Annotated in this window: 14 protein-coding genes; 1 reads left to right on the forward strand and 13 read right to left on the reverse strand. The window is 64.5% G+C overall.

The window, feature by feature from the left end:
• Positions 1–29: 29 nt before the first annotated feature.
• Positions 30–932 carry a LysR substrate-binding domain-containing protein gene (locus KY494_RS08380; protein ID WP_219890596.1) on the reverse strand — a complete coding sequence of 301 codons (903 nt, stop codon included), beginning with the start codon at positions 930–932 and terminating at the stop codon, positions 30–32.
• Positions 929–1,693 carry an RNA methyltransferase gene (locus tag KY494_RS08385; protein WP_219890597.1) on the reverse strand — a complete coding sequence of 255 codons (765 nt, stop codon included), beginning with the start codon at positions 1,691–1,693 and terminating at the stop codon, positions 929–931. The genes KY494_RS08380 and KY494_RS08385 overlap by 4 nt, the downstream gene beginning before the upstream one ends.
• Positions 1,694–1,888: 195 nt before the next feature.
• Between KY494_RS08385 and KY494_RS08390 the strand changes: the two genes are divergently transcribed.
• Positions 1,889–2,671 (forward strand): inositol monophosphatase family protein, encoded by a 783-nt coding sequence (locus tag KY494_RS08390; RefSeq protein ID WP_035826389.1) that lies wholly within the window; start codon positions 1,889–1,891, stop codon positions 2,669–2,671.
• Between the two features lie 78 nt (positions 2,672–2,749).
• Here KY494_RS08390 and KY494_RS08395 read toward each other — a convergent pair whose 3' ends face one another.
• The 11 genes from KY494_RS08395 to KY494_RS08445 are packed head-to-tail and all read right to left on the reverse strand — an operon-like array spanning position 2,750 to position 15,103.
• The gene (locus KY494_RS08395) at positions 2,750–4,990 is read right to left on the reverse strand and encodes an Ig-like domain-containing protein (RefSeq protein WP_219890598.1); all 2,241 of its coding nucleotides are present in this window, start codon (positions 4,988–4,990) and stop codon (positions 2,750–2,752) included.
• Positions 4,991–5,040: 50 nt separating this feature from the next.
• Positions 5,041–5,829: a LytR C-terminal domain-containing protein gene (locus KY494_RS08400; RefSeq protein ID WP_219890599.1), complete on the reverse strand. Its 789-nt coding sequence runs from the start codon at positions 5,827–5,829 to the stop codon at positions 5,041–5,043.
• 38 nt (positions 5,830–5,867) lie between these two features.
• Positions 5,868–6,800: a type II secretion system F family protein gene (locus KY494_RS08405; protein WP_219135638.1), complete on the reverse strand. Its 933-nt coding sequence runs from the start codon at positions 6,798–6,800 to the stop codon at positions 5,868–5,870.
• A gap of 41 nt (positions 6,801–6,841) precedes the next feature.
• The gene (locus KY494_RS08410) at positions 6,842–7,816 is read right to left on the reverse strand and encodes a type II secretion system F family protein (protein ID WP_219890600.1); all 975 of its coding nucleotides are present in this window, start codon (positions 7,814–7,816) and stop codon (positions 6,842–6,844) included.
• A 6-nt stretch (positions 7,817–7,822) separates the two neighbouring features.
• Positions 7,823–9,169, reverse strand: coding sequence for a CpaF family protein (locus KY494_RS08415; RefSeq protein WP_375143480.1), 1,347 nt, complete (start codon positions 9,167–9,169; stop codon positions 7,823–7,825).
• Between the two features lie 48 nt (positions 9,170–9,217).
• Positions 9,218–10,378 carry an AAA family ATPase gene (locus KY494_RS08420; protein WP_219890602.1) on the reverse strand — a complete coding sequence of 387 codons (1,161 nt, stop codon included), beginning with the start codon at positions 10,376–10,378 and terminating at the stop codon, positions 9,218–9,220.
• 37 nt (positions 10,379–10,415) lie between these two features.
• Positions 10,416–10,694: a pilus assembly protein gene (locus KY494_RS08425; protein ID WP_219890603.1), complete on the reverse strand. Its 279-nt coding sequence runs from the start codon at positions 10,692–10,694 to the stop codon at positions 10,416–10,418.
• A 10-nt stretch (positions 10,695–10,704) separates the two neighbouring features.
• Complete coding sequence (locus KY494_RS08430) at positions 10,705–12,243, reverse strand: type II and III secretion system protein family protein (protein WP_219890604.1); 1,539 nt, start codon at positions 12,241–12,243, stop codon at positions 10,705–10,707.
• 24 nt (positions 12,244–12,267) lie between these two features.
• Positions 12,268–13,110 (reverse strand): Flp pilus assembly protein CpaB, encoded by an 843-nt coding sequence (cpaB, locus tag KY494_RS08435; protein ID WP_071078605.1) that lies wholly within the window; start codon positions 13,108–13,110, stop codon positions 12,268–12,270.
• Positions 13,111–13,126: 16 nt separating this feature from the next.
• Positions 13,127–14,506: an ATP-binding protein gene (locus KY494_RS08440; RefSeq protein ID WP_258194746.1), complete on the reverse strand. Its 1,380-nt coding sequence runs from the start codon at positions 14,504–14,506 to the stop codon at positions 13,127–13,129.
• Positions 14,507–14,509: 3 nt separating this feature from the next.
• The gene (locus KY494_RS08445) at positions 14,510–15,103 is read right to left on the reverse strand and encodes a prepilin peptidase (protein WP_258194747.1); all 594 of its coding nucleotides are present in this window, start codon (positions 15,101–15,103) and stop codon (positions 14,510–14,512) included.
• Positions 15,104–15,229 lie beyond the last annotated feature (126 nt).

Consider the following 15,229-nt stretch of genomic DNA (forward strand, 5'->3'; position numbering starts at 1 on the left):
ACGAGACGCTTGACGTCTCAATTTAAGTCTCATTGAGTGGCGGACAGCCGCAGTTGCGCCAGCAGCCGCTCGCGCACGGGGGACGTGCGCTGCGGATCCCACGCCATGTACAGGTCGAGCTGGCGCAGCGCCTCGGGCGCATCGCTGTGCAGCGGCAGCATGACCACGCCCGCTGGCGCGCAGGCGGCGAGGCTGGCCGGCAGCAGGGCCACGCCGAAACCGGCCGCCACCAGGCCCAGCACCGTTTGCAAGCGGCGCGCCTGCTGCGCCACGCGCGGCACGAAGCCCGCATGCAGGCACAGGCTGGCCAGCTGGTCGTGGAAACCCTGGCCCAGGTCGCGCGGCGAGGCGACGAAATCGTCATCGGCCAGGTCAAGCAGGTCCACCCGCGCCTGGCCCGCGCAGCGGTGGTTGAACGGCAGCGCGATCACGATGTCTTCGCCGGACAGGCGCTCGAAGCGCAAGCCCGGCGTGCTGCGGCCCGGCGCGCGCAGCAGGGCGATATCGACCTCGCCTTTTTCCAGCCACTCGACCTGCTGCTGCGTCGACGCTTCGCGCAAGGTAAATTGCACGGCGGGCGAGGCGGCGCGGAAGGCGCGCAAGGCATGCAATACGTGGGCATACGGCGTGAAGTGGATGAAACTCAGGCGCAAGTGCCCCTCGATGCCCTGCGCCACGCGGCGCGTGGCCGCCACGCCCTCTTCCAGGCTGGCCAGCACCTGGCGCGCCGTGGCCAGGAAAGCATCCCCTGCCGGCGTCAGGCTGACCTTGCGGTTGGTGCGCTCGAATACGGGGTAGCCGAGCAAGTCTTCCAGCCGCAGGATCGCCTGCGACAGGGGCGGCTGCGCCATGTGCAGCCGTTCGGCCGCGCGCCGGAAATTCAGCTCCTCGGCGACGGCGATGAACTGGCGCAGCAGCCGCGTCTCGATCATGGGCCTTTTTTGGCGACCGCCAGGATATGGCGCGCGATGCCGCGCAAGATATTGACTTCTTCCGTCTCCAGCCCCGTGCGCGAAAACAGGCGTTTTAAGCGCGGCATCAGCTTTTTCGGGTTGTCGGCATCGAGGAAATCGATGGCGACCAGCGCCTGCTGCAAGTGATCGTACATGCCGTCGACCTGCGCCAGGCTGGCCGCGTCGCCATGAAAACCGACGGGGCTGGCGAGCTGCCCATCGCCGAGGGCCGCCACGCGGCATTCATAGGCCACGACCTGTGCCGCCTGCGACAGGTTCAGCGACGAGTACTCGGGATTGGCGGGGATGTTGATCAGCACATTGCACTGCTCGACGATCTCGTTGGGCAAGCCGAAGCGCTCGTTGCCGAAGATGACGGCCGCGTGCAAGTCTTCGCCGGCCGCCAGCTGGGCCGCGATGGCGCGCGGGGCCGTGACGGGCGGCGAGAATTCGCGCAGACGGGCCGACACGGCCGCCGCGTAATTGCAGCCTTCGAGCGCCTCGGCGATCGAGCCGACGATGCGCGCGCCGGACAGAATATCCTGCGCGCCGCTGGCAAAGGCCACCGCTTCCGCATCCGTCAAGGCATCGGGGAAGCGGGGGTTGACCAGCACCAGATCGGAAAACCCCATCGTTTTCATGGCGCGCGCGACGCCGCCAATGTTGCCAGGACGACTAGTTTCGACAAGAATAAATCGCAGGCGTGTGAAAAGAGACGTGTTGATTTCGGGCAGATTCATTTAAAATAGCGCTATTGCGCGGTATCGATACAGGAAATTTCGGGAAACGGAGTCACAAAACGCTGACGCCAGGCCGGGATTTTAACCACTTCGGCACCGCTCCGCTCTTTAATTCATTCTTGCACTCTATCGTACCGGCGCCGCAAGGCGGCCATGGGCGGTCGCGTGCTTTTAACGGAAGCTCACATGCACCCAATGCTCAACACGGCGATCAAAGCCGCCCGCCGCGGCGCCGCCGTCATCAATCGCGCCTCTTTTGACCTCGACCGCGTCGTCGTCACGGAAAAACAACATAACGATTTCGTCACCGACGTCGACCAGGCGGCCGAACAAGCCATCATCGAGGTGCTGTCCAAAGCCTACCCGGACCACGCGTTCCTGGCTGAGGAATCGGGAGCTTCCGCCAACTCGCACGACGAGAATGAATATCAGTGGATCATCGACCCGATCGATGGCACCACCAACTTTATCCACGGCTTCCCGCAGTACTGCATCTCGATCGCGCTCGCGCATCGCGGCGTCGTCACGCAAGCCGTCATCTACGATCCGGTACGCAACGACCTGTTCACGGCCACCAAGGGCGCCGGCGCCTACCTGAACGAAAAACGCATCCGCGTCACCAAGCTGGACCGCATCTCGAACGCCCTGCTGGGCACCGGCTACGTGGCCGGCAGCGCCCGCGCGCTGGACGAATACCTGAAGATGTACGCGATCATGGGTGAACGCAGCCAGGGCGTGCGTCGCGCCGGCTCGGCCGCGCTGGACCTGGCCTACGTCGCTTGCGGCCGCCTGGACGGCTTCTACGAAAAAGGCCTGAAGCCCTGGGATATCGCCGCCGGCGCCCTGATGATCACGGAATCGGGCGGCATCGTCGGTGAATTTTCCGGCGAATCGGACTACCTGTACAAGGGCGACGTCATCGCCGCCAGCCCGAAGATCTTTGGCCAGATGATCACCCTGCTGACGCCTTTCGCCTGATCGCCAGACGCGCTCTGATGTAAAAAAAGCTGCCGGAGGAAACTCCGGCAGCTTTTTTATTGCCCGCAGGTATAGCGATCAGTCGCTGACGCCATACGACGCCGACGTCAGGATGCCATTCGGCGTACGTACCGTCACCGTCAACAGGCCGTTGCGCACACTGTTCGGCTGGCACGCGGTGCCGATCTGGGTCACGTCGCTGATCATCTGCACGGGATAGATCCAGTTGGCGGAACTGGCGCTGTCCATGCTCGGCACGACGAAGCTGGCGCCGCTGACGATGCTGCCATTGCTCGCCGAGAAGCTGATCGTCGTGCCGGCCGGCAGCGGATTACCGGGCAAGTCAAACGCCCGCTTGGTCACATCCTTGCCATTGATCACAAACACGGTGTCATTGTCGTCGCGGATGGCGAGCTGGAAGGTGTGAACCTTGTTCTCGAACACAGTGCCATCGACGCACTTGTCCAGATCAATGGTGGCAGCGCCCAGCGGCGTGAAACGCGCCGTGCTGCCCGACAGCACCTGCACCAGTGCCTGGCGTATATGCACGGTATTGGCCGCCGTGGTGTTGACGCTGGACGCCGACCGCAGCACGCCGTTGTACTGCTTGTCGCCCGTCGCGTCCCATTTTCCGTTGCCGTTCGAATCGATAATGGGTTCGCCATCGGCGCGCACGGCATTGCCCGTGCTGTAGGCGTCATCCTTGAAATTGGCATTGTTGCCAACGATGGCGCGGTCATTGCGGAACGGCTCGCCCAGGTCGACATACGTCTCGCCGCTGTCGAACAGATTATTGCCATTCGTATCAGCGAAACTTTCCTCGCCCAAGGCGTATGCCAGGATGGTCACGCGGCCGTCAAGCGGACGGGGGTTGCCGGGGCAAAAACGCACGCTGCACGAACCCGGTATGCCCTTCTGCGTGATCACCGTACCGTCCGTCAGGGTAGTGTTGACCAGGCCCGTCAGGCAGGACGCATCGACGGTACCGCCTTCGGCCGTGAAGCTGACGGCCGTGCCATCGGGCACGGGATTGTGGAAGTGGTCGCCCAGGCGCGCCGTGATGGTGGCACCCGTCGGCGCGGTGCAGCCGGCATAATCCCGGCCTTCCGTATTGAACATGGACGTGCTCAAGGTAAAGCTGTCTTGCTCGGGCACGCCGGTGGACACCACCAGCTGGTCCGACACCGTCGACAGGCTGGTGCCTTGCAAGGTGGCCGTGACGCGGATCGGCGTGTTCACGGTGCCGGAGGCCACCGTGGTGCTGACGCTGCCATCGGCGCCGCTGGTCGATTGCGCCGGATTGAGACTCAGGCCACCAGCCGTGGTGTTCAGCGAAAAGTCAACCACATGGCCACTGACGGGATTGCCATTCCTGTCGAGCACCTTGAAGGTGACGATGGATGACTCTTGTCGGCCCGCACCGCCCGTGCCTTTCAGGGCGATGTTTTGCGGCAGCGCCGAGACAAAGCCGATCTGGCCGGCAGCGGCCGTCTGCACCGTCAGGGTGCCCGCCTGGCTCAAGGTGGTGGCATTGAAGACGGTGCTGGCCGTGATCACGTCCGGCGCGCCGCAGCCCTTGTCGATATACGAGGTGCTGGCCACGCCATTGACCGTATTCACGGGGCTGCTGATGACCGCCTTGCCGGCGCTGGCGCAAGGCGAGCTGAAGATGACCGACTGTACCGGCGCATACACGGCCGCGCCATTCATCACCGTCACGCTCAGGCCGGCCGTGCCGCCCGCCGACAGGGTCGCCGGCACGACGCCCACGCCGCCCAGTGTCAGGGTCGGGTAAACCACCGTGTAATTGATATTCGACGTCAACACGCTGCCATTCACCGTGGCGCTGGCCGTCAGCGCAAAAGCGCCGCTCTGGCTGCCGGCAGCGATGACGATGCTGGCCACGCCGTTCGCATCCGTCAGGGCGCTGGCCGCGCCCGGGGTGAAGCTGGCGCTCTTGTCGCTGCTGTTCAAGATCAGCAAGACGCCCGGCAGCACGGCGCCACTGCCATCCTTCACGACGGCTTGCACGGTGGCGCTGTTGCCAGGGCTGACCGAGGTGGTCGCCTTGCCGGCCCCGTCTTTCAGGCTCAGCGCCAGGGTCGCCGGCAACGGCACGACGGGTGTCACGGGAACCACCGGCGTGACGGGCGGCACCACGCAGCCGGGCAGGTTCGGATTGCGGCTCGGGTCCAAGGTGCTGCAATCGCTGCTGCCGGAACCGCCCCCGCCACAGCCGGCCAGCAACGTCACTGCCGTGCCGGCAGCCAGACACAGCGCCCAGCGCGCCGACACACCGCTACTCATCAATCCAGACATGTACTTCTCCCTGTTATTTTGCTGCTGATCATGTGTTACTGCTATCTTGTTCAAGCCTGGTCGCGCCCCAGGATCAGGCGGATGCCGGCGCCGCGCCCCAGGCTGGCGACGGCCACCAGTGGCATGGCCTCCCCCCGCTGCGCCAGGGCTTGCCGCAAGGCATCGGCCTGGCGTGCGTGGCCGGGCGCGTACAGGATCTGGCTGCGCTCCTGGCGAAAACCGGGCTGGTTGCGCAGCCGGCTGACCGCCATGCCCCGCGCCTGCACGCGCAAGCGCACCTGCGCCGCCATGCCGCGTATGCCATTGCCATTGATGATTTCGATCTCGGCCGGCGCCTCCGGCGCGACGGCCACGACTGGCGCGGCTGGCGCGGCCGGCACCAACGCCAGCTGCGCCGCCTGCACCAGTTGCAAGTTATTGCGCGCCAGTGCCGTGCCGCCATCGCACGCCATGGCCTGCTCGAGCATGCCGGACGCTTGCGCCAGCTCCCCTTGCAGGTAATACACATAGCCGAGATTATTCAGCGGCTGGGCAGCCGCAGGGAAGTCGCGTACCAGCACCAGCAGCGCCGTGGCAGCCTGTTCAAGCCGGCCCTGGCGCGCGTCGAGCACGGCCAGCGCATTGCGCGCCGCCAGTTGCTGCGGGTCAAGGGCGATCGAGGCGGCATAGGCTTCGGCGGCAAGCGCAAGCTGGCCCCGCTCCTGGTAAAACTTGCCCAGTTCAAAATACGTGGCGGCATTCTGGCCGGCGGAATGACTGATGCGCTGCACGCCCTGGACTTGCCACTGCGGCGGAGCATGGCTGGCTGTGCAGCCCGACAACAGCAGGAATGCCAGCATATACAAGCCTGCCATCCCAAACCGGCTGAATGGCAGCCTCATACCGCCCCCATCGCTGGCAACAGGGCGCGGCGGATCTGCAGCAGGGCAGGCCCCATGAGCACCACCAGCAAGGACGGGAAAATGAAGAAAATCAGGGGGAACAGCAGCTTGAGCGCAATCTTCGCCGCCGTTTCCTCGGCGCGCTGGCGCCGCTTGGTGCGCAGCTGGTCCGATTGCACGCGCAAGGAGGCGGCGATGCTGGTACCGAAACGCTCCGCCTGTATCAGCAGGGTCACCAGCGCGTCGACGTCTTCCACGCCCGTGCGCAGGGCCAGGTTGCGCAAAGCCTTGTCCTTGGCGCTGCCTGCGCGCAGCTCCAGCGTCACCAGTTGCAACTCCTCGGCCAGGATCTCACTTTTCATGCCAATTTCCTGCGCCACGCGCGCCAGCGCCGCATCCATCGCCAGGCCCGCCTCGACGCAGACGGTCATCAAGTCCAGCGCATCGGGAAAGGTTTCGAAGATTTCGCGCTGCCGCTCTTGCAGGCAATGCTTGAGCCAGAAGTCGGGCAGGTAATAGCCGAGGGCGGCGGCCAGCACCAGCCACAGGAACAGCTGGTGGTCGCCATGGCGCAGCAGCAGATATGCCAGCAGCGGAAACAGCAGGGTCAGCCCCGTCTTGGCCGCATAAAACAGCGCTGGTGCGGTACTCTTGCGCCAGCCCGCATTGATGAAGCGGATGCGGATGGGCGACACTTCCCAACCCTCTTCAGGCAAGGATAGCTTGACCAGCGGACGGGTCAGACTGATCAGGTGTCCCAGCCAGCGCTGGTTCATCCGGCCAGCCTTGCCGGTATCTATTTTCTGCACGTCCAGGGTATCGAGGCGCATTTGCACCGCGTTGCCCGCAAACAAACGCGCCAGCACCAGGACGATGCCGAACACGATCAGGAACAACACCACCAACAAGCCTATCTGCATGCCGCTCATCGCGCCACCTTCCGTATAGTCAACTGCCTCATCTCATGGCCTCACACGCGAATGCGGATAATCTTGCGAATCACAAAGACGCCCACTACCAGCATGCCAAAGGCGCCCCCGACCATCTTGCGACCGCCGCTGTCCGTATACAACACGGCGAGGAAATCCGGGTTAATCACCTGCATCATCAGGGCTGCGGCGAAGGGTAGCGAACCGAGTATCCAGGCGGACATGCGCCCTTCGGCCGACAGCACGCGCACCTGGCCCATCAATTTAAGGCGGTCGCGGATGATGGCGCTGATACTGTTCAGCAACTCCGTCAGGTTGCCGCCCGTTTCACGCTGGATCAGCACGGCGATGACGAAATAGCGCAGGTCCGTACTGGGCACGCGCGCCGCCAGGCCCGACAGGGCATCGGACATCGCCACGCCGAAATTGACTTCGTCAAACACGGCGCGGAATTCATCGGCCAGGGGACCCGTCATCTCGTCGCCGACCATTTTCAGGGCCGTGGGAAAGGCGTGGCCGGCACGCATGGCGCGGCTCATCATGTCCAGGGCGTCGGGCAACTGCTGCTCGATGCGCACCAGCCGGCTGGCCTTGGCACGCATCACGAGCAAGAACGGCAGCGCCGCACAGGCAAGGCTCAGCAGCAGACGCAGATACCAGGGCAAGGGGCTGAGGCTGCCCAGCAGCAGCCCGAATAGCAAGCCCAACAGGCAATAGCCGAGCAGCTTGCCCACGTTCCAGTTCTTACCCGACTGCAGCAGCAAGCGATCCAGCCATTGCACGCCGGGAAGTGCCTCCAGCAAGCCCTGTACGCCCGCATGCGAGCTGAGCTGCCGGTTCTTGGTGATCGACACGGTTTTCTGCGCGTCGTCGCTGGCCGTGTTCATCGCCAGCAAGCGGCGCGCCACGCGCCCAGCGCCGGCGCCGCGCGACTGCAGGTTGAAGTAAACGGCGCCGACCAGCAGCATGACCGCCAGGAAGATCAGCAGATACACCAGATACGAGAGATAGCCCATGCCGCGTCAGCGCCCGCTGCCGGTCGGCTCGAAGACCGCGCTGGAAATGCCGATGCCAAAACTCTTCAGGCGTTCCAGGAAATGGGGACGGATGCCGCTGGCCGAGAAATACCCGACGACCGCCCCGCTCTCCCCCACCCCCGTCTGCTTGAAACTGAAGATTTCCTGCATCGTGATGACATCGCCCTCCATGCCCGTGATTTCCTGGATCGACGTGACCTTGCGCTTGCCGTCGATCAGGCGCGACACTTGCACCACCACCGATATGGCCGAGCTGATCTGCTGGCGGATGGCCTTGCTGGGCAAGTTGGCGGCCGCCATGCTGATCATGTTTTCCAGTCGCGTAATGGCGTCGCGCGGAGTGTTGGCGTGGATGGTGGCCATCGAGCCTTCATGGCCCGTGTTCATCGCGCCGAGCATGTCGAGCGCTTCGGCGCCGCGCACCTCGCCCAGGATGATGCGGTCGGGACGCATCCGCAAGGCATTGCGCACCAGCGCGCGCTGCGACACTTCCCCCTTGCCTTCGATATTCGGCGGGCGCGTTTCCAGGCGCACCACGTGCGGCTGCTGCAATTGCAGCTCGGCCGCGTCTTCCACCGTGACGATGCGTTCGGTATGGCCGATAAAGCCGGAAATCACATTCAGCATGGTGGTCTTGCCGCTGCCCGTGCCGCCGGAAATGAGGATATTCATCTTCGCCTTGCCCAAGCCCTGCAGCACCTCGGCCATCTCGGCCGTCATGCTGGTGTAGGCGACCAGGTCGGCCAGGCGCAGGGGATCGACGGAAAAACGCCGGATCGACATCACGGGTCCGTCGATGGCCAGTGGCGGGATGATGGCGTTGACGCGCGACCCATCGGGCAGGCGCGCATCGACCATGGGGCTCGATTCGTCGATGCGGCGGCCCACGCGCGAGACGATCTTGTCGATGATTTTCATCAGATGGGCATCGTCATTGAACACGACATCGGTCAATTCCAGCTTGCCGCGCCGCTCGACATACACTTGCTTGTGGCCATTGACGAGGATATCCGACACGGTCGGGTCCGACAACAAGGTTTCCAGCGGACCAAAACCGAGCATCTCGTTGCGGATGTCGCGCGTCAGGTTCTTGCGCTCGACATCATTGATGACCACGGCTTCTTCGTCGAGCAGGCGCTCGACCAGGCCGCGCAACTCGTCGCGGATCTGTTCCTGCGTCAGCCGCTGCATGCTTTCCAGATCGACGCGCTCGAGCAGCAGCGCGTGAATGCGCTGTTTCAGCTCGCGGTAACTGCGGTTGTCGATGGACGGCGCGCGCTGCGGCGTCAGGGTAGCGATCTTGCCGTTACCGAGACGCTCGCGGATCGACAGGCTGGGGGCGGGAGAAGTTGCCATAAAAGAATTCCTGTTCGAGTGGTGTTAGGCGCGCCGCAGCATACGACTCAGCCAGCCCTGCGGCACGGCTTCGACGCTGACGCCCGTCAGGCTGGCGGCAAACTCCTGCAGCGAGCGCGTGATGGGGCTGTTCTTATCCAGCTGCAAGATCGGCATGCCCTGGTTGACCGATGCGGCGGCCGACGCATAATGATTCGGCACCGTGCGGTCGATCGTGGTGCCATACGCCGCCTCCAGGTCCTGCAAGCGGATTTCGCCGCCCTTGTCGTGCCGGTTGACGATCAGGCGCACCTTGTCCTTGTCGTATTCCAGCGAACGGAACATGCCCAGCAGGCGCTTGCCATCGCGGATGTACGGCAAGGTCGTTTGCAGGATGGGGAAAATCAGGTCCGCGTGGTCGAGCGCACGCACGCTGACCGCATCGAGGTTGCGCCCCACGTCGAGCACCACGAAATCATACTGGCGCCGCGCCAGCTTGATGATGGCGTCGATATGTTCGGGCAGCACTTCGCTGGCGTGGGCCGGGTCTTCCGGTGCCGCCAGGACGCTGAAATTGGGCAGCACATTGAGCATGCTCGAAGCGAGGAAGGACGGGTCCAGGCGGTGGATGTCGCGCGTCACGTCGGACAGGGTGGCCAGCGGCTTGCTCTCGGAGACAAACAGCGAGGCATCGCCGAAGTGCAGGTTCAGGTCCAGCAGGGCAACACGCTTGTGGCCGCTGGCTGCCAGGGCATAGCCGAGGTTGGTGGCGATGAAGGTGGCGCCACTGCCGCCCTTGCAGGAAATGAAGGCCAGCACCTTGCCATTGCCATTGTCGCGCCGCTCGAGTTTCTCCTCGATGCGCTCGAGCGCCGGGTAGATGCTGGCGGCGGCGGCCGGCGACGGCAACACTTCGCGCACGCCGGCACGCATGGCTTGCAGCAGGAATTCGGGCGAATGCTGCGGACACAGCAGGATGACGGCCAGGCGCGGAAACTGATTGCTCAGCCGCTCGATGGCGGCCAGGTCGGCGCCATCGTTGCCGGGCCGGTCGAACATCAGCACATCGGGCAGCTCTTGCGCCGAATACAGTTGCTCCAGCGGTCCGCTGCGGGCATCGACGTCGTCCGCCGGATTGCGGTTGCCGACCAGGCTGCCCAGCTCGGCCAATGCTTTTTCGTCGCGGGATATGATGGCGATTTTCACGATATGCCTTGCCTGTTCTGTGGTAACGGTGACATGTTCATTGGCGTCCGAGGCTGATCGTCATGCCGCCCGATTGCGGCACGGGCGCGCTGAACGACTTCTGGTACGCGTTGTAGCCCGCCACCGCCGCCGTGCCATCAAGGCCAGTCACCGGGTCGCGGTTCAGTCCCGCCTGCGGGTTGATCACTTGCTGGGCACGCAGCAAATCGACGCTGCGGCCAAAGTTGCGGTCGAAGTGCGGCGTGGTGGCGCAGCCGCTGGCGGCAAACGACGCCAGCAGCACGCACAGCAGGGGAAGGAATGGAGGACGCTGCATGCTCACTCTCCTATTGAATGTCGAAGCCAGTCGCCGCTGCGGCGCCCGGTTGTTTGTCGGCCGCTGGCGGCGCCTTGGGATTGCCTTCCATCTTCCCTTGCAGGAAGAATTGCGCGCGGCTTGGCGCCACATAGGCATCCGTCGGCAGCACGTAGTCGCTGGCCAGCGGCTTGACCAGATGCGGCGTGATGATGAACACCAGTTCGGTGCGGTCGGTCTGGAAATCGCTGCTGCGGAACAAGGCGCCCAGCACGGGAATCTCGCCCAGCATCGGCAGCGCCTTGATATTCGTGGTCACGTTGTTCTTGATCAAGCCGCCGATGGCGAAGCTCTGGCCGTCGAACAATTGCACCGTGGTGGTGGCGCGCCGCGTGGTAAACGCCGGCAGGATGGCGCGGCCGGCGGTGCCGCCCGTGCTGATGCCGATGCCGTCCTTGTTCAGTTCCGACACTTCCGGCGCCACCTTCAGGTTGATGCGCCCGCCATCGAGCACGGTGGGCGTGAACTTGACGGCGATACCGAACTCCTTTTCTTCCAGGGTGATTTTGTTGGTGGCGCTGTCTTGCGAGACGGGAATGTAGATCTTGCCGCCGGCCAGGAAGCTGGCCTCCTGGCCGCTGATGGCCATGATGTTCGGTTCGGCCAGCACTTTCACGAGGCCGTCGCGCTTTTGCGCATCGAGCGTGAGGAAATTGCCGTTTTTACCGTTGAAGCCATCGATCATGCTGGGATTGCCACTCAACAAGTTCGACAGGAAACTGTAAGTCCAGTTGCCGCTGCTGGCGCGCGCGCCGATGCTGGCGCCCAGCTGGTCGACGAGGGTTTTCGAGACCTCGGCAATTTTTACTTCCAGCATCACCTGCTGCGGCGCGGCGATGGTCAGCATATTGATCACGCTCACGCCCGCGGCGCCCGCGCCAGCACCGGCGGCACCGGCGGCAGCGGGCGCTGGCATCACACCCGCTGTCGCAACGGGCGCCGCCGCTTCGCCGGCACCGCGCTGTGCGAACGCCGTGGCCATGGCCATGATCTGGCTGGCCTTGACGGCATCCGAGACCATGCCCGTCAGCACGATCGCGCCGCCGGCCGAGCTGGCCTTGAGATCTGTTTCACGGGGAAACACAAGCGCCAGCTGCGCCTGCAAGCCGTCGGCATCGACACCGACTTCGATATCGACGATCACGGGACGGTGATCCTTGTCCCACAGAATCAGATTGGTGCTGCCCGGTGCCAGGCCCCAGATATACAGCTCGCTGGAACTGCCCAGCAGCCTGGCGCCCGCCACCTTCGGATCATTGACGGCGATCTGCGAGACGGCACGCGTCAGGCTGCGCAAGGTCGACTTGCCGACGGACAAGCGGATCGGCGGACCCAGCCGGGCGATATCGGCCCCCAGCGACAACGGGGCCGCCTGGCTGACGGCGTCCACCTTGCGCACGGCGGGCGCGGCGCTGGCGCCGGGCTGCCACAGCAAGCTCGCCGTCAAGCCACTCAGGGCCAGGGCCAAGGTCAAGCGGGGCCTGACGATACGGGTACGAAATGAGGTCATCAACTATCCCTGGTTCTGAAATTTTTAAAATTGCTGGACACGCGTGTCCATGCCCGTGATCACTTTGACGCTCTCGGCCGGTGGCGCGGGAGCACGCGGCGCCTGCCGCGCTGGCGCTGGCGCAGCCGCGCGCGGCGCGGCGACCGGCACCAGCGGCTTGAGACCCAGCAGCGATTCCTTGGTGGCGCCGCCCGTGTTGACGGGCGCCGGATCGATCTGGTTGCGCAGCACCAGCGACAAGGTACCCACGCTGCGCGCCAGGTCGAGCTTTTCCACCTGGTCCGGCGTCAATTCCAGGGTCACCGCATTGACCACCTTGGGCTTGTTGTCGTCGCGGTTCGATTCCTGCGCCACGGCCAGCACCAGGATGCGTTCGAGCACGATCTTGGAAATGGCCAGTTCGGCGCCACCGCTGGCCTTGGCGCGGTCGTCCTGGGTATTGACGAGGATGTCGACAAAGTTGCCAGGCAAGGCAAAGCCCGCCACCCCCACCACATCGTTGACGCGTACGGTCATGGCGCGCTTGCCGTCTGCCACGATGGACGACAGGCCACCGCTCGTGCCCGGCGGTGCAAGTTTGCTTTCCAGCACCGGTTCACCCAGGCTGATGGCCGTGCGCGTAATGCGCCCGTCGAGCGCCTTGCTGTCGGCAAAGGCACCGGGCGGCTGCGCGCCGGCGGGCCAGTCCATGCTGCGCAACATGAGCGGAGTGATCTTCGTACCCACGCCGATATCGACCAGGGCCACGACGATCTTCTGGTTCGACGGCGTACTCTGGCCGCCCATCCAGATCGCCGCCGTCAGCACGGCGGCACCAGCCAGCACCAAGGCCAGCAGCAACATGAGTAAAGCACGGGTATTTCGCATCGTTTTTCCTCTGACTTCAGCTTGATTTCGGTTCACGCCGCTCTTGCACGGCCATGTCATCGGCGCCCTGGCGCTGATTCGCGCCGGCAAAATAATTGTTCCAGGCCCAGTCCAGCACCTGCTCGTTCAGTTGCGCCGCCGTGCCCTCGTAGCGGGCCAGGTCGCGTACCTGGCGCAGCAGGTCGCGCGGATAGCAGGCCAGCAAGGGCGTCGCGCCGCGCGCATGGCGCTGCAGCAGGAAGGCAAAGGCGGCCGCGTCGAACTCCATGCCGTAGGCGGCACAGGTCTGGCGAAAGACGGTTTCGTAATGCGCCGCGCTGAGCGCCGGCACTTCGATCTTGTAGCCCAAGCGGCGCAGGAAGGCCGCATCCGACAGGCGCTCGGGCAGGAAATTCGAGGAAAACACCACCACCACGTCGAACGGCACCTGGAAGGTGTGGCCGTTGTGCAGCGACAGGTAATCGATGGCGCGGTCCATCGGCACGATCCAGCGGTTCATCAGTTCCAGCGGCGAACAGCGCTGGCGCCCCAGGTCGTCGATGATGAAGATACCGTTGTTGGCCTTCAGATGCGGCGGCGCGCGGTACAAACGCGTCACGCTGTCGAAGCGCAGGTCCAGCATTTCCAGGGTCAGCTCACCGCCGGTGAGCACGGCCGGACGGCGCACGCCGCGTACCCAGCGCGCGTCGAGCTGCACGGCGCGCTCGATACCGGCCGGCGCTTCAGGCTGCTGCGCCGCCGGCAGATGCAGCACCGGATCATAAAAGGGCACGACTTCGCCATCGACCATGATGGCGTAAGGCAGGGCAATGGCCCCTTGCAGCAAGTCTTGCAGGCGTTCGGCCAGATACGTCTTGCCGCTGCCGGCGGCGCCGTAGATGAAAATGGCGCGCCCGGAATTCATGGCCGCGCCCAACTGGTCGAGCACGGCAGGATTGACGACCACGCCGTCGAAGCTGGCCTGTACCTGCGGGCGCGTGACATGCATGTTGGCCACGCTTTGCGCCGCCACCTGCGCGTTGTAGGCGGCCAGCGGCACGGGGCATGGACCCGCATAGGCATTGCGCGCCAGGCACTCGAGGGCGCGCTGGCGGCCGCTGTCCGTCAACTGGTAGTGGATGTCGGCATCCGTGCCGCTGGCGCCGCGGCGCATGACTTCGCACATTTTTTCCTGCCGCATGAAGACCATGACGGGATCGATCACGCCCAGGCCCAGCTTGACGTAGCTGGCCAGCTCGGGCAGGTGCAGCTGTCCCCGCTGGAACAGCACCTTCACCAGCAATTCGACCAGGAAAAAGAAGGGCAAGCCCGTCTCTTCGACGGTGCGCGGGGCACGCTGGGCCGCTGGCGCGGCAAGCAGATCAGCAGGCATGGGCACAGGTACAGAAGACGCCATGGATTATGCGAACCTTCCCAGCTGGCCGCTGGCGGCCAGCAGCAGGTAGAGCGAGGTGCCGCTGGCGATGGCGATGGCATAGGGCAACTGGCCGCTGGGCTTGGCAGGCGCATCGATATCGGGCCGTTGCGTAGCGATGGCGCGCATCAGGCTATTCAATACCAGGTAATAGCTGTTGCTCGCAACCTGGCGCAGCGTGCCGTGGAACGCCGCCACGGCCAGCGCCAGCACGCCGCCCGCGAGCAGGCTGGCCAGCAAGCAAAAGAAGACGCTGTGCGGACCGACAAAAGCGCCCACCATCGCCATCAGTTTCACGTCGCCGGCGCCCAGCGCCTTGATCGCGTACATCGGCATCAGCAGCGCCAGGCCCAGGGCCAGGCCACCCAGCGCCGGCCAGAAGCCGAGCGCGCCGGGCGCGGCCGTCAACAGTCCTGCACCGGGCGGCAACAGCGTATTGAGCAAGAGTCCGGCCAGCGCACCGGCCAACACCAGGCGGTTCGGAATGCGGCGGCTGCGCACGTCGTGATACACGGCCAGCAGCAGCAGAACGGCCAGCAGGACTGCCGGCAACCAGCTCAGGAAAAGATCGGTGTACATGAATTATCCGGCACAGGAAGGACAAGGACTCGGTACAAAAAAAAATGGCCCGGCGCCATGCAAGATGATCCGGGCCATCACAGTGGCAAGTACACGCTTGGCGTGCGGCTTGCCCTGATGGATATG

The organism is Janthinobacterium sp. PAMC25594 (genome assembly GCF_019443505.1).
Classification (GTDB): Bacteria; Pseudomonadota; Gammaproteobacteria; order Burkholderiales; family Burkholderiaceae_D; genus Janthinobacterium.